We start from the raw sequence: 25,606 nt of genomic DNA on the forward strand, positions 1-25,606 counted from the left end.
TAAAAAATGGATTCTCTCTTTCAAACCGATAGGCAGTTTAGTGCGCGCTCGAACGCATTAAAATCATCATCTGCCCTGATTGGTGCCATTGCTACCCTTTCCACCCTGCTCATCACAATGCCAACGAAGGCAAAAGCCGAAACGGTTGCAAATAACGAGCATAGCACGATGACGCCACTTCAAAACCCGACAACAAGTTCCGCACAAAAAGAGGCTGCAAAGGCCGAGAACCAAGGAAACATGGTTCTAAAACCGGTGATCGTTACATCGGCTGCCATGTCTTCACCGGTCACTGTTGTTACCAATCCGAAAGACCCACGCCAGCCTATTCCCGCTTCGGACGGCGCCGATTATCTCAAAACCATTCCCGGTTTTGCAACCATTCGCAATGGTGGCACCAATGGCGACCCCGTTTTTCGAGGCCAATTCGGCTCGCGTCTTAATATTGTCAATGATGGCAGCACGATCATGGGCGCTTGTCCGGGGCGGATGGATAATCCGACATCCTATATCTCGCCTGAAAGCTATGACCGGCTCACTGTTGTGAAGGGGCCTCAAACCGTGCGCTATGGCCCCACCGGTTCGGCGGCAACAATTTTGTTTGAACGCGACCCGCAGCATTTTGACAAGCCGACCGTTAAAGGCGATTCCAGCATTGTCATCGGTTCCAATAGCCGTTTTGAATCCCGCCTTGACGGCACTGTCGGCGCACGCCCCGGCTATATCCGGATTATCGGCAATAAAGCCCTTTCCCATGATTATCATGATGGTGATGGCAATATTGTCCCGTCAAAATGGGATAAATGGAATGGCGATATGTTTTTGGGGTTCACTCCAGACGAAAATACATTGTTCGAGCTTTCGGGCGGCGGCGGTGATGGTGAAGCCCGCTATGCAGGCCGCGCTATGGATGGCAGCCAATTCAAGCGGGAATCGCTTGGTGCCAAATTCATCAAAGAAAATATCAATGACAAGCTCACCAAGGTCGACGCGCAATTCTACTATAATTATGCCGATCACATTATGGATAATTTCCGTTTGCGCCACCTTGCGACCAACGCTTCCCCACGTCCAATCGGGTTTGTCAACACAGGCAAAACGGGAACCGGTCATATGGGGCATATGTCGGGTGGGACAATGAATATGAACCATATGATGGGAAATGCCATGGGCGGAGGCGGAAATCCCATGGCCGGCATTGGCGGCATGGGAGGAATGAATGGCATGGGCGGAATGGGAGGTACAGGTGGCGCAATGGATATGTCGTCTATGCCTATGGAATCGCGCCTTGACCGGCGCACCATGGGCGGCCACTTTACCACCAATTGGGATTTTGGCGATTTATCGCTCGTGAGCGGAGTTGATGTTCAAACCAACACCCACCGCAAAAGAAAAAGCCGCAATATGATGAGCATTCACGGTTGGGATAAGGATGCGGTATTTTTCAATTACGGACTGTTCAGCGAAGCGACATGGAGCTTTGCCGAAAATCAACGTCTTGTTTTTGGTGGCCGACTTGATCGGGCTTCTGCGAAGGATGAGAGAAGCACAAGTCCGACAGATGGCGACAAGCGCGACAGAACATTGCCAAGCGGTTTTCTTCGTTATGAGCGCGACCTCGATCAAATACCGGTTACGACCTATATCGGGCTTGGACATGCCGAGCGTTTCCCCGATTATTGGGAACTGTTTTCGCCAAAACAATCGGAGGCAAATTCACTCAATGCATTTGACGGCATAAAGCCCGAAAAAACCACCCAACTTGATTTCGGTGCGCAATATAGTGGGGAAAATAGCGACATCTGGGCTTCTGCTTATGTCGGCCGGATTGATGATTATATTCTCTTCGACTATTCAAGTGGGCAGTCAAAAGCATCGAATGTCGATGCCACCATTATGGGGGGCGAATTGGGACTTTCCCATATGTTCTTCAATGTCTGGAAGTTTGATTCAAGCCTTGCCTATTCGTGGGGGAAAAACACCACTGACAATGAAGCTTTGCCGCAAATTCCACCCTTGGAGGGAAGACTCGGCCTCACTTATCAAAAAGAAAAATGGAGCATTGGCGGACTTTTAAGGCTTGTTGCCGATCAACCGCGCATTGCCGAAAACAAAGGCAATGTGGTGGGAAAAGACTTTGATAAAAGTTCAGGCTTCGGTGTCTTTTCTTTGAATGGCAGCTACAAGATTTCAAAAAATGTCGCTTTGACCGGCGGGGTCGATAATCTCTTCAACAAGGATTATTTTGAACATCTGAACCGCGATGGCGATGCCGGTTTCGGCTTTCCCGCCCATTATCAAGTACGAGAGCCGGGGCGCACCTTCTGGGCAAAAGCCGATTTCAAGTTCTGAAATCCGTTTCTAGAATGAAGGCAAATAATAGCTAACTTAGCCCATTATATTTCAGCTTATGTTGTGAGGCATAATTTTTTTAAAAGTTATGCCTCACAAAACAACGGAATTGAGTGCCACGGGTATCAAAACCGTCAAATAACCTCTCAGACTTGATACAAAAACTTTTTAACGGTCGAAAACGCCGATTTAATGCCTCTCACCTGTCCGGAAATTCCTTGAAGCTTTCTCATACAAAATATTTTTTTCAACCCGGAACATAGCTGACAAGAATAATTTTTGTCCGATAGCTGCGATTGATTGTGATACAGGTTTGAAAAGCCTGATGGAAAGCGCATAAAATTGATCGCGTTTTTTTCCAAAAATTATCCTGTTTGGAGACCGGTTTTCTGCTGAGAACACTGAAATTTATTCATAAAAAATCGGTGACAACAAAACCGATAAAAAAAGTTTTTCATGGGTAAACAAATAAAACTATACCAAAATTATCAAAAATAAGTCATAGTCGGTTTTTAACAATTTTTGCGGTAGCCGTGATGAGCCAACAACCATCCATGAATTCAACATTTTATGACAGTGAAAAGCCTGCCACTTTTCTGGGGCTTTTACGCTATTCGCGTTTTTTTACCGGCTCCGCTATCATTACGGCCATTATCGCTGCGGCTTTGAGCATTGCGCCCTTCTATGTGATTTCGCTTATTGCCGGCGAGCTTTTGAAACCGACGGTCAACCCGACGAGACTCTGGTATCTTGCAGGTGTTGCGATCGGCCTTGTTCTGCTTAGATGGATATTCGTATCTTTAAGTGACATGCTTGCCCATAAAGGGGCGTTCACCATTCTCTTTACGCTCCGAAAAAGAGCAGCGCAAAAACTGGGAGAGGTTCCACTGTCGTTTTTTGCAAGCCAGTCTTCGGGAAAACTCAGGCGCACGCTTTATGATGATATAGACAGTCTCGAAAGCCTTTATGCGCATATTTTGCCTAATCTCAGTTCTGCTCCCATTGTATCGCTTTCGGCTCTTATCCTTTTATTTTTTGCCGATTGGCGGCTTGCCATTATTGTTTTAATCCCCTTGCCGATTGCCTTTTTTGCCCAATGGTGGATGACACGCGGCATGGGCGATGACATGCGTGAATGGATCGGTTTACAACAAAAAATTTCAGGCGAGATCAGCGAATTTATCCGTGGTGTCCACGTTATCAAAAGTTTCGGTCTCGATACGCGGTCTTTTGGCAATCTTTCAAAGACAATCCATATTGCGGTGGACTGGGCGCACAGTTTTGCGGCCAGAGTAACACGCTCGTTCATGACATTTGCTATTTTACTGCGCGGCAATCTTGTTCTGGTCGCCCCGATCGGAGCCATATTCTATGTAAACGGTTCCCTCGACGCGGCTACTTTTGTGTTATTTTTGCTGCTTTCGCCACTGGTGCTTGAACCTTTATTGACCCTTTCAGGGGCACTTCATGAGAAAATGAACCATATCGAAGCGATGGATCATATCAACGAGGTTTTGACTGCAAAACCGCTTATCGAAAATCACAACAGCAAAACGCCTGAAGGCCCCTATGAAATTGTTTTTGACGATGTTTCTTATAGTTACGGCAAAAGGCTCGCGATCGACCATGTCAGTTTTAGCGCAAAAGCCGATAAAGTTACGGCATTGGTGGGGCCAAGCGGTTCGGGCAAAAGTACACTTCTAAAACTTGTTGCGCGACTTTATGAATTCGACCATGGGCATTTAACAATAGGTGGGCTTGATGTGCGCGACTGGCGACTTGACGACCTTCTCGACAAGACCAGCATTGTTTTTCAGGATGTTGTTCTCCTTTATGGCACTGTTGCCGATAATTTGCGCATTGCCAAACCCGATGCGAGTGATGACGAACTTAAAGAGGCCTGCCGCCTTGCCAAAGCAGACGGTTTTATCGAAGCCTTGCCGCAAGGCTATGATACGCTCCTTCAGGAACGCGGCTCGCAACTTTCCGGCGGCGAACGCCAAAGGCTTTCGATTGCCCGCGCTTTTTTGAAAAATGCGCCAATCCTGCTTCTTGATGAACCGACTTCAAGTCTTGATCCGGAAAATGAAAACCTCATCCACGAAGCTCTCGAAACACTTTATAAAAATCGCACAGTTCTCATTGTCGGCCATCATTTGCAAAATCTCGTTTCTGCCGACAAAATTATTGTGATGGATCATGGCAGGCTAGCGGGCGAAGGCCGCCATGAAGAGCTTTTGAAAAATTGCCCGACCTACCGGATTTTATGGCAAGACCAGCTTTCGGCAGGAGACTGGTCACTCGGAGAAGAGGCGGGAGAAGCCGAAGAAAAAACCGGCTCCAAGGGGCAACACGATAACACGCTTTCAACACAACAGGATGTTTTGGCAGAAAAAGGCGGGCAGTCATGATAATCGATATTTTAACGTCCGGTTTCCGGCTGTCGAAAACGCGCGACAAACAACTCGTTCACGGCATTTCATGGACGATTGTCGAAGGATTTTTTGCAGCACTCCCCTTCTTTTTCCTTTTTATGATGTTGACACAGGCCTTTGCCAAAGAGCTGACAATCAAAGCCGCTATTTTCTTCGGGGCTGGTATGGTTTTGAGCTTTTTGTTGCGCATCGGCGCAAGTGCGATCGGAGCGCCGAAAATATATAATGGTGCTTTCACAATGATGGGCGAGGCACGCCTTAATGTGGCAGAACATTTGCGCAAACTCCCCATGGGTTGGTTCAACAAACAAAGAAGCGGTGACCTTGCAGGAAGGCTGACGTCCGATATTACTTTTGTCGAACATATGTGGTCGCATTTCATCCAGCCATTTGTTGCCGGTTTTTCAATGCCGGTTTTCCTGACTATTTTTCTTTTCTTTGTCGACTTCCGTCTGGCAATTGTCATGCTTTGCGGCTTTCCTTTGACTTTGCTTGCCTTGTTATGGACGCTTGCTATGGGAAAAAGTGCGGGCGTGAAACTTGGAAAAGCCAATAGTGCCGTGCAATCGGCTTTGCTTGAATATGTGCAAAGCATTACGGTTATCCGCAGCTTCGGACGTTTCGGCAATAGTTGGAAGAGACTTGTAAAAATCCTCGACAACCAGCGCAATGCCTGGTTCCACGCCGAAACAAGAACCTCGCCTTTCCTGTCATGCTTCGGTTTTGTGCTGGAAATGAGCTATATCAGTCTGGTTATTTTCGGCATTCATTGGTTGGCAAATGACAAGCTTACAGTCCCTCAATTGTTGATTTTCCTGATTATCGCTTTGCCCGTCTACCGCCAATTATATGAAGTCGGTCAGGCAATGTTGATGTTGCGTCTGGCAAACCGTTCACTCATGCGCATTGAAGCGCTGCTTCATGAACCGACCTTGTCAGAGCCGCAACATCCAAAAATGCCGGAAAACTATGAAATCCGTTTCGACCATGTGGGTTTCAGCTATGACAAAAAAGAAGCTGACAAAAAAGAAGTGGCCGGACACAAAGTCCTAGATGATATTTCATGCACGATCAGGCCGCAGGAATTAACGGCAATAGTTGGCCCGAGCGGTGCCGGAAAGACAAGTTTTGTCCACCTTATCGCCCGTCTTTGGGAAAGAACGGAAGGTAAAATCACGATCGGCAATATCGACCTTAAAGACATAGGGACCGAAAATCTTCACCGGTTGATCGGGATGGTGTTTCAGGATGTTCTTCTCTTTTCCGGAACGGTCTATGACAATATCAAAATCGGCAAGGAAGATGCGAGCCCCGAAGAAATCATCGAAGCAGCAAAACAGGCCGAGGCGCACCAATTTATCATGGCATTGCCGGAAGGTTATGACACAGTGCTTGACGAGCATGGAAGCTCGCTTTCAGGGGGCGAACAGCAGCGCATATCCATTGCCCGCGCTTTCTTGAAAAACGCCCCGATATTGCTTCTTGATGAAGCAACCGCAAGCCTTGACCCGTCGGCAGAAGCAGAAATTCAACGCGCCATGAATGCTTTAACCAGAACCCGCACAGTCGTTGTCATTGCCCACCGGCTGAACAGCATTCGTCGGGCAGACCATATCATTGTTCTGAAAAATGGAAAAATCGTTGAAGAAGGAACCCATGATACATTGGTAAAAGCCGATGGCCTCTATCAAAAATTATGGAATAACCAGAATAAAGCGCGTGGCGTATTCCCTCCAACCGAAGCCATTCCGAATTGACCCAAAGGTGAACAAAAACAGGGTCACCAGCCACCAATCAAGCTTGAAATTTCAAGTTTTTTTGGGCTGGAAGAGCCGGTCTTCAAGCTTTGTCTCCAAGAATTGCCAAATGCGACAGCGCGCTCTTTGCCGGAAAGAATGGGAAAGAACAGTCTTTCTAAGAAAGAATGCGGACGGCATACTCCTTATGGGAAAATTGGAGAGCAAACTTTTTACCAGAGAAATTACACGCTGTCCTGTCAACCAACAGGCGCAATTTGAAGGCGCTAGGTATTTTTGTATTACCGGTCTTCCAATGAAAGGATTGTTCATTCCGGTCAAGTTCCAGTAATCCGGTAAACGACATGAAAACCTGATTGACAGACATCAAAGTTTTCTTCAATACCAGATTACTAAAACTTGACTATTATATTCATTATTATTCATCTATAGTTTTATAACCTAAAAAAACAATCGGTGCGGGAGCTTAAGAGATGGAAAAGACAGAAAACAGGAATGCGGCTGAACTAACGCCGGAAAACCACATGGACGGGATGGAACGCCTTGAACTCACGGTCAGCCGGATTTATGAACCTTTTCCCCACCTCATCCGCCTGACCGGAACAATCAGCCCGACGAACCCGATTGAATGGCAACAGGCAAATGTTGCCGTTCGCTTCGAGATAGGCGAAACCGGACAAGGCCGTAAGGTTTACCGAATTTATACAATCCGTTCTTTTAATACCGCGACACATGAAATCGAAGTCGATTTTGTCAAACATGAAGGGGAAAGCCCCGCTATCAACTGGCTTCAAAGTTTGAAAGCCGGTGCGCATGCTTATTTGATTGGTCCGCGCCCGCAATTTTCAACGGAAGAATATAAAAATAAAAAACTGAAGCTTTTTGCTGATGAAACCGCCATTCCGGCCATTTTTTCCATTCTTTCCCATTGGCCGGAAAATACCGAAGCCGAAATCTATATCGAATCCGCAACTGCAGAAGCAGCCGGTGAACTCCCCGATAACAAGGGGGTCAAAAAACATATCTATGTGCGAAAGGAAGAAGAATATCCCGGGCAAACCGGTTTTCTTGTTCATTCGGCTGAAAAGATTACCGATGCCGAAGATTGCTCCATCTGGATTGCCTGTGAACGCGAAGAAGCCCGTGCTATCAGGAAACATTTCATGGCGAACTGCAATGTGAAAAAGCAGAATATCAAAGCCGTCGGATATTGGCGCCGTGGGCTTGCCAGTTCGGAAATCGAAAAAATTCGCGGCAAATATTATAACGAGCTTATTGCACAGGGAAAAACCGAAAAAGATTTCGATGAATTCGACATTCCGGCTTGATAGGCGGCTGGCTCGAAAATAGAATATCAATATTTACGAGATGTCCCCTAAAGGTAAACAGCGACCGATGATAAATAGCTGATCGGTGACTGGTAAATAAATATAAATGATGGAAAAGCCGATATGACCGACATACCGGCTCCAACAAGAGGCGTTCCCCTTTTTAAAAATTGCCCAGCCTTTACCGGCGGTCAAAGAGGTGAAAGGAATTGGATTTTTCTTTTCCCCTTTTTATTCTCATACCGAGCCCCAAAAAATAGCCCTCGTCAAAACCGGCGTCTATCACTTTTCAAGAGCTGACTTTTCTTCGAGAGCATACTCCTTCTTGAGTAGATCGGTATTTTATTCAAAAATTAGCGCTATGCGTTGATGAGCGCCTGTCTGCTTAGCCAAATGCGGAACACAGATATTTTTTAACCTGTTTTTGAAAGCTTGGCTTCTGGCCTCAAAAAATCATGAAACACTATGGCAAAACGTCTTAAATAACAGCTTTGCTTTTAAAAAACGTCATTTTTATAATTTTTATAATAAAAATCCGAATATTTTCCAATAAAAACCTATTTTTGGTTCATAATATGCAAATTTTAAGCTCAAATAAATTGACGTTTTAGTTTTCTTCAGCCTTACTACCTACCAGCCAACATTTATCGCACACGTATTGGGAGGAGAAAACAATGACGTGGATGCAGAATTATATTCCGGTTGGAAATATTTGGCTTTCGGCATTAATTGCCGCAATACCGATTATTTTCTTTTTCCTGGCTTTAACTCTTCTTCGCATGAAAGGGCATGTGGCTGGTACAATCACTGTTATCCTGTCATTCCTGATTGCCGTTTTTGTCTATGGCATGCCCATCGGACCGGCGGTTTCATCTGCGATATATGGTTTTTTCTACGGTCTTTGGCCAATCGCATGGATTATCGTTGGCGCGGTGTTTCTTTATAAGATTTCGGTTGTCACCGGTGACTTCAACATTGTTCGCCATTCCATTTTAGGAATTACCGAAGACCAGCGCCTGCAGCTCATTCTGGTGGGTTTTGCTTTCGGCGCTTTTCTTGAAGGTGCTGCCGGTTTCGGTGCACCGGTTGCAATTACTGCGGCGCTCCTTGCAGGCTTGGGCTTTCGCCCGCTTTATGCGGCCGGTCTTTGTCTTATTGCCAATACCGCTCCGGTTGCCTTCGGCGCCATGGGAATTCCGATTATTGTTGCCGGACAGGTTTCAAATCTCGACCCGTTTTTATTAAGCCAGATGGCAGGGCGCCAATTGCCATTTCTTTCGGTGTTTGTTCCTTTCCTGCTTGTCATTATCATGGATGGCTGGCGCGGCGTTCGTGAAACCTGGCCGGCTGTGCTTGTCGGTGGCGGCACATTTGCGATTGTCCAATTCCTGACTTCCAACTATTTCGGGCCGGAATTGCCTGATATTACAGCCGCTATTGCAACACTCGTTGTTTTGCCGCTGTTCTTGCGTTTCTGGCAGCCAAAAAGCATTTTCCGCTTTGACGAAAGCGAAGCTGCGCCCAAAGAAGATGTTCCCCATTATTCAATGGGAGAAATTATCAAAGCATGGTCACCTTTTATCATATTGACGATTTTTGTTATGGTTTGGAGTATTGCGCCTTTCAAAAAACTATTTGCCAAAGGTGGCGCCTTGGAAAGCTGGGTGTTGAGTTTCGACGTATCATTCCTCAATAATATCATTGTCAAAACGGCGCCCATTGTTGCAACCGATGCCAAAATCAGCGCTGTTTATAAATTCGACTGGTTTTCAGCCACGGGAACTGCAATTATCCTTGCCGCAATCGTCAGTACTTTTGTTTTGAAAATGCGCCCTGCTCGCGCCATTGGCGTTTTCGGCATGACGTTGAAAGAACTTGCCCTTCCGATTTATTCGATCGGCATTGTTCTTGCTTTTGCTTTCATTGCCAATTATTCGGGACTTTCATCCACTTTGGCGCTGGCTTTGTCACATACGGGTAAAAGTTTTACGTTCTTCTCGCCATTTCTCGGATGGCTCGGCGTTTTTGTGACCGGTTCGGATACGTCTTCCAATGCGCTGTTCGGTGCCTTGCAAGCAACCACAGCCCATCAGATTGGCGTTTCCGATGTTCTGCTTGTTGCAGTCAACAGTACGGGTGGTGTCACCGGCAAAATGATTTCGCCGCAGTCGATTGCAATTGCCTGTGCGGCGGTGGGACTTGTCGGGAAAGAATCCGACCTCTTCCGCTATACTGTCAAATATTCGCTGGGGCTTTGTGCCATTGCCGGTATCATGACAACGCTTCAGGGATATGTTCTTTCGTGGATGATCCCGTAATATTGATTTTACTTCCCGTTACTGTTTCTTGTTAATATCGGAAATACTGACAGTCTTCCTGAAACATAGAAATAAAACCGGAAGTTAAAGCGGAATTTCGGAGGCGTAAAAGGTCAATTTTATTACGCCTCTCGAAAAACATTCAATACCAATATCAACATTTTCAAAGGATAAAATTTTTATTCATCTCTTTGCCGAATTGGCTCCGGCGTTCGAGCCATAAAACAACCAAGACGGGTAATGAAATGATTATATCTTCTATCTCGGATTATCGCGAAGGTGCGCGGCGCAAACTCCCTCCATTTCTTTTTCATTATATTGATGGCGGGGCTTATGCCGAGCGAACCCTGCAACGCAATACAACCGATCTGTCCGATATTGCGCTTCGCCAACGCATTTTGAAAAATATGTCGGAGCTTAGTCTCGAAACCGAGCTTTTCGGCGAAAAAATGAAAATGCCGGTGGCGCTTTCACCGGTGGGGCTTACCGGCATGTATGCGCGCCGTGGTGAAGTTCAGGCTGCAAAGGCTGCCCAATCACGCGGTATCCCCTTTACACTCTCGACTGTTTCAGTGTGTCCGATTGAAGAGGTCCAGTCACAAGTTCCAAATCCGATCTGGTTCCAGCTTTATGTTCTCAAAGATCGCGGTTTCATGAAAAATGTACTCGAAAGAGCGGCTGCCCAAGGCATCAAAACATTGGTATTCACTGTTGATATGCCGGTTCCGGGGGCCCGTTATCGTGACCGCCATTCGGGCATGTCAGGCCCGTTTGCCAAATTGCGCCAATATACACAAGCTGTTCTTCATCCTGCCTGGGCTTATGATGTCGGCATCATGGGAAGGCCGCACGACCTCGGCAATATTTCCACCTATCGCGGAAAACCGACCAATCTGGAAGACTATATCGGTTGGCTTGGTGCCAATTTCGACCCGTCGATAAGCTGGAAAGACCTTGAATGGATTCGTGAATTCTGGAAAGGTCCAATGCTTATCAAAGGCATTCTCGACGTTGAAGATGCCCGCGATGCTGTGCGTTTCGGAGCAGACGGCGTTATTGTTTCCAACCATGGCGGGCGCCAGCTTGATGGCGTGCCTTCAACCGTCAAGGCATTGCCGAAAATTGCCGAAGTTTTAAAACCCGATCTCAAAGTTCTCGTTGATAGCGGTGTGCGCTCAGGCCTTGATGTTGTGCGCATGATTGCACTTGGAGCCGATACGGTTATGCTTGGCCGTGCCTTTGCTTATGCCTTGGGAACCGATGGCGAAAAGGGCGTTGCCAATATGCTTGATCTCATAGCAAAGGAAATGCGTGTTGCAATGACGCTGACAGGAGCCAAGAAAATAAGCGACATTAATGCGGACATGCTCGTCAAAGACTAAAAAACTGTGTCGGGATTTAAAGCTGCATAAGTCTCGACATAGCCGATTTTCAATCAATGCATCAGAACCTCATAAATCGCTTTTGGCTTCTGTTGAAAATTGCTTTTGAAAAAAGGACTGCCAGAATGGTGATGCCATCTCGCAGTCCCCATTTCGCAGTCTCCATCTCGCAATCCACATCTCGCAGCTTTTGTTTTTATGACAAGCATTGCCTGTTTTTTGCTTTATTTAAAGCGGAGTTGAAGTGATTTTCTGTTTGGAAAATGAATGGTCATTTGCCTGTTCAAAAAACTTGTCGGTTTCCCACTTCCCGCGAAAAATTATGTCGCTTCCTTTCTTTTTTATCGGCAATTTAAAGAACTATTTTTTTAAAAACTCTTGTTTCCAATGATAAATTGTTCAACAATTTTATCATTCCGCTTTTTTCGGAGCCAAAGATTGCCCCCGCTTGTGTAACAGGCATGTGATTTGTTGCCTCGGGCCCGATTTTAAACCAGCTTTTTCATTTAAAAATTTTTAAAAATGCATGCGGGTTTTCTTGATGAAAAAATAAAAGGTTGAACATTTCTAAAAAACAAGAAATATTAACGATGTCCATAGCAAGTTTGCGGGGAATTAAAATGTCTCTTCCTTCACAATTCAACGTTTTTCAATCGCGCCTTTCTTCAACAAGCGGCGCGAAAAAACAGTGTTTGTCTTTTTCTTCTCCCCTCACCAATAGGCTATTTTAAAATGTTATCCCCTCGTTTGAAGAGCTCGGATAAGCTCTATCCGTGGGCTGAAGCCCATGCAGAGGAATGGGACACCACGGTCCAATCCTCGAAAATTATATTGGAGAGCCTCGCAAAAGAAAAATTGACCGGCATTGGCGTTCCGGAAAAATTCGGTGGCGATGGCAAAACCATTGCTGACGCTATTTTGACGATTTCCGACATTGCCTATTCCTCGTTCACGGCTGCCTTCGTCTTATGGGCGCACCGCGCTTATATCGAATGCGTTTTAGAAAGCCCGAATGAAGCGCTCAAAAGCCGTCAATTACCGCTTTTGACATCAGGTAAAATGGCCGGTTCTGCCGGTCTTTCCAATTTGATGAAGCATCTTTCGGGCCTCGAAAAAATGGAAAATTTTGCCTCGCTTGAGAATGGCATCTATTACCTCACCGGTAAAATGCCGTGGATTACCAATATCGACCAACAAGGCTTTTTTGCAGCCTGTGCAGCCGAACTTGATAACGGGCGCGCTGTGGTCTTCAGCCTTGAAAACAGTGACAAAGGGGTGAATGTCCAATCGCTCGATTTATTGGCTTTGCGTTCAAGTGGGACAAAAGCGATCACCATGGATAAGGTTGCTTTAACGGCTGACCGGATTTTACATGACAATATTGCCGAATGGCTGAAAACCTTACGTCCGGCATTTATCGCACTCCAATGCGGGCTATTTTCAGGATTGGCAGCGCGCTTTATTGACGAAGCCAAAAAACATTTCAATTCCCGAAGAACGTCGATTAAAGGCGACATAGACGAGGTAGACAAAAAGCTTTCAAGCTTGCGCGATGCACTTATCAAGGGCGTAAACAACAACCATTTTGTCAGCGCTCCCGAAGACTTGTTCAAGCTCCGCATCAGTTTGACCGACTGGCTCTGGAAAGCAGTTCTGCTTGAATTGGAAACCCGCGGTGGCGGTGCCTATCTCATGGAGACTGCCGAAGGATTTCCCCGTCGTTTGCGCGAGGCCAGTTTTGTTCCCATTATTACCCCCAGTGTCACTCAGCTTAAAAAAGCCTTGGCATGATTAACCCGTTTATCCGTTCAAATTCATGACAGAAAAAGCCCCCCTTCTTGAAGCCAAAAACATCGTTTTGCGGTATCGCGACGATGCGCCCGCTATTCTTGAAAATTTCAACCTTGCAATCGGAAGGAATGAAACCGTTTCCATTCTGGGGCCAAGCGGTGTCGGAAAATCGAGCCTCTTACGTGTGCTTTCCGGCCTGCAAAAGCCCAATGGCGGCCATATTCTTGTTCACGGCAAAGAGCTTACCCGAGTTGACCCGAATATTGCTGTGGCCTTTCAAAATCCGGGTTTATTGCCGTGGCTGACATTGGAAAAAAATGTGGCCTTTGGCCTTGATTTCAAAAACCGCGAAAAGCTTGAAAAAAGCGAACGGCAAAATCGGGTGAATAAAGCGATCCACGAAGTGGGGCTTGATTATGCGCGCAAACTTCGCCCCTCCGAGCTGTCCGGCGGCATGGCACAGCGAGCAGGATTGGCGCGTTGTTTTGCAAGAAATCCGGAACTGCTATTTCTCGACGAACCGTTCGGCGCACTTGATGAATTGACGCGCCAAGATATGCAAAATCTGCTGATTAAACTCGTTAAAGAATTCTCCGCTTCAACACTTCTTGTCACTCACGATATTGACGAAGCATTGCTTGTCAGCGAACGCATTATTCTGCTTGGCGGAAAACCGGCAAACATTATCGGCACATGGACAATCAATTTCCCGAAACCACGCAATAACTTTGTCGAAGAACTTGGCAAAATCCGTATCGAAATACTTGCAGCTTTGAGAGATGCAGGACTTAAAAAAGAGATGAAATATGAAAGATGAATATTTTTCCCGCCGCGACATTTTGCGGCTATCGGCTTTATTGACGGCAAGTGGCGCTTTGCCGTTTTTAAATATTGGAAAAGCAAAATCGCAGGAAAAGGATGAGCCGGTAAAAGTCGGCTATTTGCCAATCACCGATGCAACAGCACTGCTTGTGGCTCATGGTAAAGGCTTTTTTGAAAGCGAAGGTTTGAAAGCCGAAAAACCGGTTCTCTTTCGTAGCTGGTCACAGATCGTGGAAGCCTTTTTTGCCGGCCAGATCAATGTGATGCATGTTCTTTCGCCAATCGCCATCTGGGCACGCTATTCAAGCAAGGCACCGCTTAAAGTCGTTGCCTGGAACCATATGAGCGGTTCCGGCTTTTCTGTCGCCAATGACATCAATTCCATTTCCGATCTTGGTGGCAAAAACGTTGCTATTCCATTCTGGTATTCAATCCACACAGTTGTGTTACAAATGATCTTGCGCAAAAACGGCTTGACACCTGTTTCCAGAAAAAGTGGCACAATTGAAAAAAATGAAGTCAATATGGTGATCATGGCCCCATCGGATATGATACCGGCTGTCGCCAATGGTCAGGTTTCGGGCTTTATCGTTGCAGAACCCTTCAATGCAGCAGGTGAAGCTGCCAAAGTATCAAAGCTTGCAAGATTTACGGCCGATGTCTGGCGTGACCATGCCTGCTGTCTTGTCTGCATGCAGGAAAACGATCTGAAGGAGCGCCCCGAATGGTCACAAAAAGTCGTATCCGCCATGGTCAAAGCGCAATTGTGGACAGCAAAGAACCGCGAAGAAACAGCGCTTCTCCTTTCCAAAGAAAATCCGAACAAATATATGCCTTTCGGTTCTGATGTTCTCAAACGTGTTCTTGTTTCAAGCGAAGACGATAACCGGTTTTATGAAAAATCGGGTGCGATCATTCACCCCGACTGGCTTGAAAAGCGCATAGATTTTCAACCCTATCCTTATCCAAGCTACACGGAAGAGCTGGTAAGACGGCTGAAAGACACATTGATTGAAGGGGATAACGCATTTCTTCAAACGCTTGATCCGGCTTTTGCGGCAAAAGACCTTGTTGACGACCAATTTGTCAAACACGCATTAAGCGAAGTTGGCGGACTTCCCGCTTTCGGCATGAAAGACAGTTTCGTGCGCAATGAAGAGATTGAAGTTTAACGGGGAAAAAGCGTGATGAAAAGCTGTCTTCGCCATTTGTCCGGTTTGTCAGGACTTGTTGTGCTTCTTTTCCTCTGGTGGCTCGGAACAGATGTTTTGAGTGCCAAAAACAGCTTTGCAAGCCGTTTTTCAGTTGAGGAAACATTGCCCACTTTCTGGCACTTGTTGACCGGCTCCGACTTATTTCTTCACGCTCTCATCAGCCTTAAACGCATTGTCGTCGGTTTGCTTTTTGCACTCATCATCGGTGTGCCTGTCGGGCTTTTGATCGGCGCCAAGCCGTGGGTGGAAAGAGCGACCGGTCCGGCATTCCAGTTTCTTCGCATGATTTCGCCATTGTCATGGATGCCGATTGCCGTCATGGTTTTCGGCATTGGCGACAAGCCGATTTATTTTCTTCTCACCTTCGCAACTGTCTGGCCGATCATGTTCAACACGGCAGCAGGTGTCAAACAACTTGATCGGCATTTTCTGCTGGTTGCAAAAAGCCTTGCTGCAACACAAAGTGAAACATTGCTCTATGTGGTTTTTCCGGGAATTTTGAGCCATATGATGACGGGGATCCGGCTGGCAATCGGCATTGCATGGATTATCATTGTGCCTTGTGAAATGCTGGGCGTCTCGGCAGGCCTCGGCTATTTCATTCTCGATACACGCGATCGGCTTGCTTATCCTGAGCTGATGTCAACCATATTGCTTATCGGATTGATCGGCTATTTGCTTGATAGCGCAGTTCGCGCGACCGCCCGCCGCCTTGGCTGATCTTGCATTGCGACTTTGGCTGATAAAAATGACCCGAGCCGGTTTTTGAAAGGACGAGGGCGAAAGTCCCCATCCTTTACATGAGTGTTTTGCAAAACTGGATAACCGGATGTGGGGATGAATAGCCGCGATACTATCCACCGCATGAGCATCGCTAACGATTTTGTTCCTTGAAAATCCCGACTGCGGTGAACGGGGAAGACACGAACAAGAAGGCAAATTTTCTTAAGTTTCACTTACTCGGCTGATGTTTACTGCAAAACTAAGCAAGGGAAAATAACTCTTTGTTTTACTAACGCTACGTGGGGCTTCTGCCATCATTTTACCAACGCATTAATGAGCGGGTTTCTCATCCTGTTTTGCGTTCTTGTGCTGATTTTTCTCGAATTTTTCCAATGCGTCACAGTTGCTTTTTCCCCAATCAAACAGCATTTCAACTGGTTCGCAAAATCTTTTTCCAAGCGGGGTGAGCGAATATTCAACCTTTGGGGGAACAACGGTATAAACATGGCGGTGAACCAGCCCGCCTTCCTCAAGATCACGCAATGTCTGGATCATCATTTTTTTGGAAATTCCCGGTAAAGCGCGTTGCAATTCGCTGGTGCGGCATTTGCCATTCGGCCAATGGAACAATGCGTGTAGAAGCATGCTTTTCCACTTGACCGAAAATAATTCCATAATTCTTCGTGCCGGACAGGTTTCGACAAAGACAAGGTTTTCATTGGTGTTTTTCGGCATAATAGTCACTTTTTGGTATCTATGTCCCTATAAAGTACCTTCTAGCATATTTTTTACTAGTAGCCTAGCTGTTTCGTGTATCTAACAAATCAGGGAATATCATTATGCCAGCTGCTTTATGGGCTTTTGCAATTGCCGCTTTTGGTATCGGCACAACAGAATATATTATTTCCGGCCTTTTGCCGGCCATTCAGGCAGAGTTTCACATTTCGGTCTCGGCTGCCGGTTTCTTGGCAACCTCTTATGCATTGGGGGTATTTTTCGGAACACCGATTATCATCATATTGGGAAGCAATGTCGAAAAGAAAAAGTTGCTGCTTCTTGCATTGACATTTTTCATCATCGGAAATTTTCTGACTGCTCTTTCACCCAATTTTACCACCGCCATTTTCGGTCGGGTTATCAATTCGCTTTGCCACGGAGTTTTCATCGGTATTGCTTCTGTCCTTGCCGCCGAACTCGTACCGCAAGATAAGCGAACCAGCGCAATCGCCTTCATGTTCAGCGGCATGACGGCAGCCAATTTTATCGGCGTTCCTGCCGGTACCTGGTTCAGCCATGTAACGTCATGGCGTACCACTTTTTATCTCATTACACTTATCGGTATGGTTGCATTTGTTGCAACGTCGCGACTGGTTCCGAAACAGCCGAAACATCATGAACAATCATTGAAAAACGAACTATTTGTTTTTGGCGATATTCATGTTCTTCTTGCTATGGGCATCACTATTTTAGGCCCTGCAGCATTTTTCACCTCGATTACTTATATTGCGCCAATGGCCAAAGAGCTTGGTCATTTTTCCGATCAGGGCGTTACATTTCTTCTGTTCATTTTTGGCGCCGGATTGTTTGTCGGAAATTATTTGGGTGGCAAATTTGCCGACCGTGCACTGATGCCGGTTCTTTATATTACGCTCTTCGGCCAAGCCGTTGTGATGCTGTTTTTCTATCTCACAATAGCCAACAAAATTGCCGATGTATTTTCTATATTTTTCATGGCTGCCTTCGGTTTTGCCAGCGTCTCGCCAATCCAGCGCCTTGTTATGGATAGAGCAAAAGCCGCCGGTGGCGCCAATCTTGCTTCGGCAGTCAATATCGGTTTTTTCAACCTTGGTAATGCGCTGGGCTCATGGCTCGGCGGTCTGGTGATCGCTTATGGCTTCGGCTATGCCTCGCCGAACTGGGCAGGTGCTTGCCTTTCTATTGCAGCCCTTTTCCTTGCTATTGTCTCAAGCCTTTTTGCAAAACACCAAGCAAAGAAGGAATTAAGGGACTGTTGCTCATCAAATACAAACTAAACCATTGCCTGGCGGGGACATAAAAGTGCCTCCGCTTTTTGCCCCCTTTTTAGAATGTTGAAAATTATTGGTAAATGTCGAAGCTGCACCTCAAGGCGAAAGCAACGAGGCAATGTCGTAGTCAGGCAAGGGAAAAAGACCAGCTCATCCGAAACGTGTTATTATCTGAAATTCAATCTCATCCGAAAATCTGTTCCATCGACAAGTACCTCCCATTGCTAAATCCATGTCATCCGTAAATCCCGGCTATCCGTAAATTTATGCGAGTTGGCAATTCAGAACGTCCGGAAATTTATGACGCAAAAACAGTTTATAAAGCCGCTGCTCCTGCTATTTTTCTGCTGTTCCAGGATTCAAATTATGTAGCGGTAGGCGCTTCATAGCCCCGACGCCAACATCTTGAAACCACGCTATATTTTTTCCAACAGAAGTTTGCCAATCATTTAATTTGCCAATTCTTTAATTTAACCATATGGACTTTGGAACGCTTGGGTTAGTCCATTAATTAACAACCGCCGAACGAAGCGATTTTCTTAATAGAAATTGCCGCTCGGAAAATTTCCAACAAGTTACAAGCGCATGAAACTTTGGCGACACCAATGCCGGTGAACAAAATTTTCTAGACGTCGAAACTGCGCCAACTTTCAAGACGCCTTGCAAATCCATTCGTCGGGCATTTGGCACCCTCCTCTAATACTCCCTCTCCCTACAAAAGAAACGCGCTGGTATTTCTGAAAGCGCAGATGTCGGAAATCCGAATTTCCAAATTGACTGTCCGAATTCTTGATCTACTTTGGAAGTAATAGCTATGAAAAATCGCCCGCCTCAGGACCATTTGCCCCTTGAAGTGGCAAAAAAACCTCTAAAACCCGTAATCAATTGGATAATCACAGTCCTGCACTTCACGGAAAGTCAAATCGCCCCTTTTTCCCTTTAGAAAAAATTATCAAGATCATTGCAATTCCTGGTCACCACGCGTTGCGGGCTCACAGGAATATTGGATTAGCGAGAGTTTGAACAAGCCGGTATTTTTGCTCGCCAGTGTTTCAGCCGATCAATGTTTCAGACACACGGAATTTTCAACCCGATAAATTCATGCCGATAAATTTCTCTATTCGTGATATTTTTTCAACTTCAAAAATACTCCAGTACTTTCACAGGCTTTTCCCCAAAATAAATAGTTTTGAACACACTTCCCGTTGTATTCTTTAACCGGATAATTATTTCTCTATAAAGCCGCAAAAAAGGATACGATTCACTTCAAACGATTTTTTTGGAAAAATATTCCTCTAAAATAAAGCTAAAAGTTTCGCTATTGGTGCAAAATGCCCGTTTTAATTACTGTTTTAGGAAATTTTTCAATTTTCCGTTTGTAACCGGAATATTTTTCTTCCACGTCGCTTCGTAACGGATTTGTATCGGGCGCTCTTCCTGATCGCACAAGATATAACGCTGACCTGATGTCACAGTGATTGCCGATTTTGGCAAGAGTGCAGCTCCGAGCCCGCAATGTGCCCAGTTTTCAAGTTCACGGAAGGAAACAGTTTTTCCGGTATATTCTTTCAGAACATGATTGTGGTGCCCGAACATTTCCCTGATAAACTTGTTCAATCCGGATTCGTCATCGACCATAACAAAGACTTCGTCGGCAATATCGGAAAAATGCACCACATTGACGTTTCTGATCGGTTGTGCCGTGCTCGGTATAAAATAGAGCGGCTCTTCATAAAGAAATTCGCTTGCCCTTGTAGGCTTTTTTTCTGCTTCAACATCAAAGACATAATCGACTTCACCTCGTTCCAGCAAGTCGATAAGATCGCCGCTATTACGTTCGCATAACACAATTTCCGAGTTCGGATTCTCCGTGCGAAAATCATTCATAACGGCTGCCAGATATTGGCAGCTCATCAATGGCGATTTGCCGATCCTGACAACGTTTGTTTCCTGATTATTGAATTTTTTGCTTTCGTCGACGAGATTGAAATTCGCCTCGATCAGCTTTTCGATATAGGGCATGATATGTTGCCCGAAAGGCGTAAGGCCGACACGGCGCGTCGTGCGCGAGAAAATGCGCGCCTGAAACTCGTCTTCAAGTTGGGCGATGCTGTTTGACAAGGTCGGCTGCGTCACATGGCAGTTCTTTGCCGCTACAGTAAAATTGCCGGACTGTGCAACAGCAAGGACATAATTCAATTGTGCCAGATTCATCAGTGACGTACCCCAAGTGTTCCCTCTCATGATTTATAGCTTAAAGAAATAAATCACATTTGCAAATACAATTTTTAAAACCCGGTCCGCCCATGTATAAAAAATTTATGAGCTCATACCTATATAATACTCATTGATACAATAACGCCTATTCTTGAAATTTAAAGAAGTGAGGACGTAAGTGTTGGCGGCAATTCGGCCGCAACGACCTTATATGTTTTGACTGTGAAAACGGGTCAAATTGATATGGAAAATGAAAGAGCCGGTCTCCAGCCAAGGCTTACCCTATCACAAATCATATTCAGTCTTTTGCCACTCTTCTGGATTGCCGAAGCTGCTTTATTAAGCCTGATTGTTGCCAAAGCAGATGAGGCTTTATCAACCATTATCATTGCCGGTTTCTCCATTATTATACTTGCAGCAATCAAAGCTTGTCTCGGTTATTATAGCGAACTTGACCTCTTTAAAAATTCCCGTCAGAACCTGAATGAGTGGCGCAAACGCGGATTAGCCCACCTTAATTTTCTTTCTCCTTTAAGTAAAAAACGCATGCCAAGCGGCGAGGCAGCCAATATCCTTGTCGATCAGGGCGAGACGCTCGTTTCATGGAACGCGAAATACTTCCCCCTGATGCTTCGCGCTGCTGTCGTTCCACTTGTCATCCTTTGCCTGATACTGCCGTTTTCATGGCTTGCCTGTTTGCTGCTCTTTATAACTGCACCGATCATCCCGCTCTTTTGGGCCATAATCGGCGCCAAAGCCCAAAAAGCCGCAAAAGAGCAATGGCAGGAAATGGGCGAGATGAACGGCTATCTGCTTGATCGTTTGCGCGGCATAAAGACATTGCGCATACTTGACGCCACTTTCTGGAGTGCGAAACGCCTTGCTCGCCAATCCGACGACCTCATCACACGCACAATGAAAGTGCTACGCATTGCTTTTTTGTCGTCGGCCGTGCTCGAACTTTTCTCGGCTCTCGGTGTCGCTTTGATGGCCGTCTATATCGGTTTTCATCTTTTAGGTGTCATTACCATCGGCTTTTGGGGAAACAAGCTCAGCCTTGCCGAAGGGCTCTTCATTCTTTTACTTGCTCCGAGTTTTTTTGAACCTTTGCGCGAACTTGCAAGCGTCTGGCACGACCGTGTTGCAGGTAAAGCTGCCATGGAAAATTTCACAAAACTTGTCGGCAAAGGCGAGACGATAGTTCATCAATCTTCTGATGTTCGCCAATCGCCAATTGTTCAACAATCATATGACACGAAGCCAAAGGAAATAGATTCCCCGAAGAATGGTAATGCAATCGAAATTGAGAATCTCTCATTCGGCTTTATTCCCGAAAAGCCGGTTTTCAAAAACTTTTCGCTCAAAATTGGCGGACAAGAAAAAGTTGCGCTGACAGGAAAAAGCGGCGCCGGAAAATCGGTTCTGCTCGCGCTTATTGCCGGTCTTATTGAGGCCGACAAGGGGGCAATCAAAGTCAACGGTTTGACCGTCAATGGCGCAAATATTGATGAAATTCGAGCCAAAATCGGCTGGATGGGGGCAAAGCCTTATTGGTTCGACCAGTCAATTCTGTCCAATATAACGTTTAACAGGAAATTCGATCATATTGACGATTATCTTGATCTTGCCAATTTGAAAGATTTCGCCAATGAGCGCAAATACCAGCGCCTCGGTGAAGGCGGAACCGGTGTTTCGGGTGGGGAAGCCGCCCGCCTTTCCTTGGTGCGGCTGGCACTGGAAAAAGACCGGAATGTCCTTCTTATCGACGAGCCGACCGCCCACCTTGATCCTGAAAGTGCAAAGATTGTTATAGATGCACTCGTCAAAATTTCGGAAGGAAATAGCCTGCTTGTTGCAACCCACGACCCGGAACTTTTCAAGCGCATGGACAGGGTGATCGAGCTTTCGCCGGAAGTGAACTGTCAGGAGAGCGAAAGATGAAAAAAATCCTTGCTCTCATTTCGCCTCGCGACAGAATTATCCGCAAAAAAATGCTGTGGGGGCTTCTTTTTGCCATTCTCACAGCACTTTCGACAATCGGCCTTCTTTGCCTATCCGGCTGGTTTATCACGGCAACCGGAATAGCGGGTTTAACGATTGCGGCAACACGTGTTTTCGATGTTTTTATGCCCTCGGCTGCCATACGGTTTTTTGCGCTTTTGAGAACCGGTGCGCGCTACGCAGAACGGCTCGTCAATCATGATGCGACATTCATGCAAAGTAGAGGCTTGCGGCTGCAACTCTTCAAAACAATTGCACAAAGAAAATCCTTGCGCGATCTTGCCATGCGTCCGGCAAGGCTGTTGCACCGTTTAACCGGCGATATTGATAGTTACGAGCTCATTTATCTGAAACTCGTCGTCCCTTCCATCGTCGCACTCGTTGCAATTTTGACAATTATAGCTGTGCTTTCGTCCGTTCATTTAGGCATGGGGCTTGGCTTTGGACTTGTTATTTTTGCCACTGTTATAGTTTTTTCCAGCCTTTCCATAAAACTTGACGAAAAACGGTCGGCCTCCCTTGCAATACGTCGTGAAAGCCTGCGCACGCGTGTAATCGCACTTCTTTCCGGCCAGACCGACCTTGTTATGAATGGTTGCCAGCAGGCTTTCACCAACCATGTTATGAACACGGAAGACAGCCTTGCAACAAGTGATGTTTCTTTGAAAAGACGGCAGCTCGCCATTGAAGCAGTAAGCGGTTTTGTCGACAAGCTCATTTTTGTCGGGCTTATTTTCTCAACTGTTCTGCTCTATCGCTATGGTTCAATCAGTTTGCCACTTGCTGTACTTTGTGTACTTGCCGCACTGACACTTTATGATCTTGTCAAACCGCTTTATCAGGGCTGTGGCGAGATCGGCCGCTATATACTGGCGTTACGCAGACTTTCGCCATTTGTCGAAGGTGAAAGTGCCAATTCAGCCAAACCCCGCGAAGAGTTGCCACCATGTAGCTATGTTGCGATAGCCGACATCAAGCGGGCAAGCTACGAGCCGCAATTGCCGGCAGTTTTGAACGATATTCATTTCAACGTCAGCTCGGGAGAAAAAATAGCCTTTGTTGGCCCCAATGGTGCCGGCAAAAGTTCGCTTATTTCGCTCTTCATGACAAAAGATATGATTGTGGAGGGAAAAATTGCAGCGATAAAAGCAGCATTGTTGGAACAAAATACCTATATATTTCATGACACTCTGCATGAGAACCTGAAACTTGCCAATGTGACCGCCTCAGACAAAGACATGGTCGAGGCCATGGAGCGTGCGGGACTACACGACTATCTCGATAATCTCAAAGACGGCCTCTATAGCAGCATCGGTGAAAACCAGACCGGTCTTTCAACCGGTCAGGCACGTCGCTTCGCATTGGCACGCCTTTTCCTGCAGAAGCGCGACCTGTGGCTACTTGATGAGCCGACAGAGAATATAGATGGCGGAACCGCCCGCGATATTCTCGAGCGCATGAAGCACTATGGGCGTGAAAAAAGCTGGCTCCTTGTCACCCACCTGAAACGGGAAGCTACCTGTTGCGACCGCATCATCACACTCGATCACACCCGCATCACCGGCGACTATGAGCGCTCGAGCGAGAACTATCAACGCGTTTTAGAAAGTTTACGCGAGGACAATTATGACAAACACTCAATGTAAGGACTTGAATTATGGATATTGACATTGTCAGCCTATCACGGTTCCAATTCGCCGCGACAGCGCTTTACCATTTTCTGTTTGTCCCACTAACGCTAGGATTATCAATCCTGCTTGCCATTATGGAAAGCGTTTATGTCATGACAGGTCGAACGATCTGGCGGGACATGACCAAGTTCTGGGGACTGCTATTTGGTATAAATTTTGCTCTAGGTGTGGCAACCGGCGTGGTTATGGAATTCCAGTTCGGCATGAACTGGAGCTATTATAGCCACTATGTCGGCGATATTTTTGGCGCACCTTTGGCTATCGAAGCTTTGATGGCTTTCTTTTTGGAAGCAACCTTTGTCGGCCTGTTCTTCTTCGGATGGGACCGCATGTCGAAGGTTAAACACCTGATTGCCACATGGTGCGTGGCCTTTGGCTCGAACTTCTCGGCTTTGTGGATTCTGGTCGCCAATGGCTGGATGCAAAATCCGGTCGCCTCGACCTTCAACCCGCAAACCATGCGTATGGAATTGGGCGACTTCGCTTCGGTTATTTTGAACCCTGTTGCGCAAGCCAAATTCGTTCACACGGTTTCAGCCGGTTATACAACAGCTGCCGCTTTCGTTCTTGGCGTTTCAGCATGGTATCTCCTGAGAGGTCGCTATAAAGAAATTGCCAAACGGTCGATGACAGTTGCTGCATCATTCGGTCTTGCTGCTTCACTTTCCGTCGTTGTTCTGGGGGATGAAAGCGGCTACCTTTCCGGTGAACACCAGAAAATGAAACTCGCTGCAATCGAAGCCATGTGGGATACTGAAAAAGCTCCGGCTTCTTTCACACTGTTCGGTCTTCCCGATGTTCAAAACCGCGAAACCCATTTTGCTATCCACATTCCGTGGGTAATGGGCATTATCGGCACACGTTCGTTTGACGAACAGATCCCCGGCATTAATGATCTTGTTGCCCAATCGGAAAAAGAAATCAGACAAGGTATCCTTGCTTATGATGCACTCGAAAAAATCCAGCAGGCAAAAGGCGCAGCTGTTCCGCAAGAAACAATCGACCAGTTTGAAAATAACGGTCGTTCACTCGGTTATGCACTTTTGTTGAAACGCTATGTCGATGACCCGCGTACAGCAACAGACGACCAGATCAGCAAAGCGGCATGGGACCTTGTTCCGGAAGTTCCGGTCATCTTCTGGGCTTTCCGTATCATGGTTGCCTGTGGTTTTGCACTTATCCTGATTATGGCGACATTCTTCTATCTGTCGGCACGTCATCGTTTGGAAAACAGACGTTGGTTGCTTAAACTTGCTGTTTGCGCCATCGCACTTCCGTGGATTTCTGTTGAATGTGGATGGGTTGTTGCCGAAATCGGACGTCAGCCATGGATTATCGAAGGAATTCTTCCGACCGCCGTTGCGGTTTCAAACCTCGGCGTTACGACAGTGTTCCTGACAATTTGCGGCTTTGTTGCCCTCTATACTGCGCTTCTTGTTGTCGAAGTCCGCTTGATGCTGAAATATATCAGAAAAGGTCCGGACGTTCTCAACGAGCACAGCGAGGTTCAAAACAACGCCTCTGCCACAGCATTATCTTAAAGGATAA

Annotated in this window: 17 protein-coding genes; 15 read left to right on the plus strand and 2 right to left on the minus strand. The window is 46.3% G+C overall.

Features of this window, described 5'->3' with window-relative positions; translation table 11 throughout:
- Positions 1 to 240: 240 nt before the first annotated feature.
- From BBC0178_RS09415 to BBC0178_RS09465, 11 genes are all read left to right on the plus strand, one after another.
- Positions 241 to 2,352, plus strand: coding sequence for a TonB-dependent copper receptor (locus BBC0178_RS09415; protein ID WP_418214919.1), 2,112 nt, complete (start codon positions 241 to 243; stop codon positions 2,350 to 2,352).
- A gap of 536 nt (positions 2,353 to 2,888) precedes the next feature.
- A complete protein-coding gene (locus BBC0178_RS09420) occupies positions 2,889 to 4,763 on the plus strand; it encodes an ABC transporter ATP-binding protein (RefSeq protein ID WP_078039982.1) in 1,875 nt (624 codons plus the stop codon).
- The gene (locus tag BBC0178_RS09425) at positions 4,760 to 6,544 is read left to right on the plus strand and encodes an ABC transporter ATP-binding protein (protein ID WP_078039983.1); all 1,785 of its coding nucleotides are present in this window, start codon (positions 4,760 to 4,762) and stop codon (positions 6,542 to 6,544) included. The genes BBC0178_RS09420 and BBC0178_RS09425 overlap by 4 nt, the downstream gene beginning before the upstream one ends.
- Before the next feature lie 109 nt (positions 6,545 to 6,653).
- Entirely contained in the window at positions 6,654 to 6,875 is a 222-nt protein-coding gene (locus tag BBC0178_RS09430) for a hypothetical protein (protein WP_078039984.1), read from the plus strand.
- A 142-nt stretch (positions 6,876 to 7,017) separates the two neighbouring features.
- A complete protein-coding gene (locus tag BBC0178_RS09435; protein ID WP_078039985.1) occupies positions 7,018 to 7,872 on the plus strand; it encodes a siderophore-interacting protein in 855 nt (284 codons plus the stop codon).
- Between the two features lie 674 nt (positions 7,873 to 8,546).
- Entirely contained in the window at positions 8,547 to 10,190 is a 1,644-nt protein-coding gene (locus tag BBC0178_RS09440) for a lactate permease LctP family transporter (protein ID WP_078039986.1), read from the plus strand.
- Positions 10,191 to 10,435: 245 nt separating this feature from the next.
- Positions 10,436 to 11,572: an FMN-dependent L-lactate dehydrogenase LldD gene (gene lldD / locus BBC0178_RS09445; RefSeq protein WP_078040447.1), complete on the plus strand. Its 1,137-nt coding sequence runs from the start codon at positions 10,436 to 10,438 to the stop codon at positions 11,570 to 11,572.
- Between the two features lie 732 nt (positions 11,573 to 12,304).
- Complete coding sequence (locus BBC0178_RS09450) at positions 12,305 to 13,363, plus strand: acyl-CoA dehydrogenase family protein (protein ID WP_078039987.1); 1,059 nt, start codon at positions 12,305 to 12,307, stop codon at positions 13,361 to 13,363.
- Positions 13,364 to 13,388: 25 nt separating this feature from the next.
- Positions 13,389 to 14,180 (plus strand): ABC transporter ATP-binding protein, encoded by a 792-nt coding sequence (locus BBC0178_RS09455; RefSeq protein WP_078039988.1) that lies wholly within the window; start codon positions 13,389 to 13,391, stop codon positions 14,178 to 14,180.
- On the plus strand, positions 14,170 to 15,357 hold the full coding sequence (locus BBC0178_RS09460) for an ABC transporter substrate-binding protein (protein WP_078039989.1): 1,188 nt from the start codon (positions 14,170 to 14,172) through the stop codon (positions 15,355 to 15,357). The genes BBC0178_RS09455 and BBC0178_RS09460 overlap by 11 nt, the downstream gene beginning before the upstream one ends.
- 15 nt (positions 15,358 to 15,372) lie before the next feature.
- Positions 15,373 to 16,119 (plus strand): ABC transporter permease, encoded by a 747-nt coding sequence (locus tag BBC0178_RS09465; RefSeq protein ID WP_078039990.1) that lies wholly within the window; start codon positions 15,373 to 15,375, stop codon positions 16,117 to 16,119.
- Positions 16,120 to 16,452: 333 nt separating this feature from the next.
- On the opposite strand, the gene BBC0178_RS09470 is transcribed toward BBC0178_RS09465, so the two are convergent.
- Positions 16,453 to 16,857, minus strand: a complete 405-nt coding sequence (locus BBC0178_RS09470; RefSeq protein ID WP_078039991.1) for a winged helix-turn-helix transcriptional regulator — start codon at positions 16,855 to 16,857, stop codon at positions 16,453 to 16,455.
- Between the two features lie 104 nt (positions 16,858 to 16,961).
- On the opposite strand from BBC0178_RS09470, the gene BBC0178_RS09475 reads away from it, so the two are divergent.
- A complete protein-coding gene (locus BBC0178_RS09475) occupies positions 16,962 to 18,155 on the plus strand; it encodes an MFS transporter (RefSeq protein WP_078039992.1) in 1,194 nt (397 codons plus the stop codon).
- 1,338 nt (positions 18,156 to 19,493) lie between these two features.
- Here the strand turns inward: BBC0178_RS09475 and BBC0178_RS09480 are convergent.
- Positions 19,494 to 20,393, minus strand: coding sequence for a LysR family transcriptional regulator (locus BBC0178_RS09480; protein WP_078039993.1), 900 nt, complete (start codon positions 20,391 to 20,393; stop codon positions 19,494 to 19,496).
- Between the two features lie 216 nt (positions 20,394 to 20,609).
- On the opposite strand from BBC0178_RS09480, the gene cydD reads away from it, so the two are divergent.
- The 3 genes from cydD to BBC0178_RS09495 are packed head-to-tail and all read left to right on the plus strand — an operon-like array spanning position 20,610 to position 25,599.
- Positions 20,610 to 22,307: a thiol reductant ABC exporter subunit CydD gene (cydD, locus tag BBC0178_RS09485; protein ID WP_149867479.1), complete on the plus strand. Its 1,698-nt coding sequence runs from the start codon at positions 20,610 to 20,612 to the stop codon at positions 22,305 to 22,307.
- Positions 22,304 to 24,013, plus strand: coding sequence for an amino acid ABC transporter ATP-binding/permease protein (locus tag BBC0178_RS09490; protein ID WP_078039995.1), 1,710 nt, complete (start codon positions 22,304 to 22,306; stop codon positions 24,011 to 24,013). Before cydD ends, BBC0178_RS09490 begins: the two co-directional genes overlap by 4 nt.
- A gap of 11 nt (positions 24,014 to 24,024) precedes the next feature.
- Entirely contained in the window at positions 24,025 to 25,599 is a 1,575-nt protein-coding gene (locus BBC0178_RS09495; protein ID WP_078039996.1) for a cytochrome ubiquinol oxidase subunit I, read from the plus strand.
- The last annotated feature ends 7 nt before the right edge of the window (positions 25,600 to 25,606 follow it).

The organism is Ditibartonella apihabitans (assembly GCF_002007485.1).
GTDB lineage: Bacteria > Pseudomonadota > Alphaproteobacteria > Rhizobiales > Rhizobiaceae > Bartonella > Bartonella apihabitans.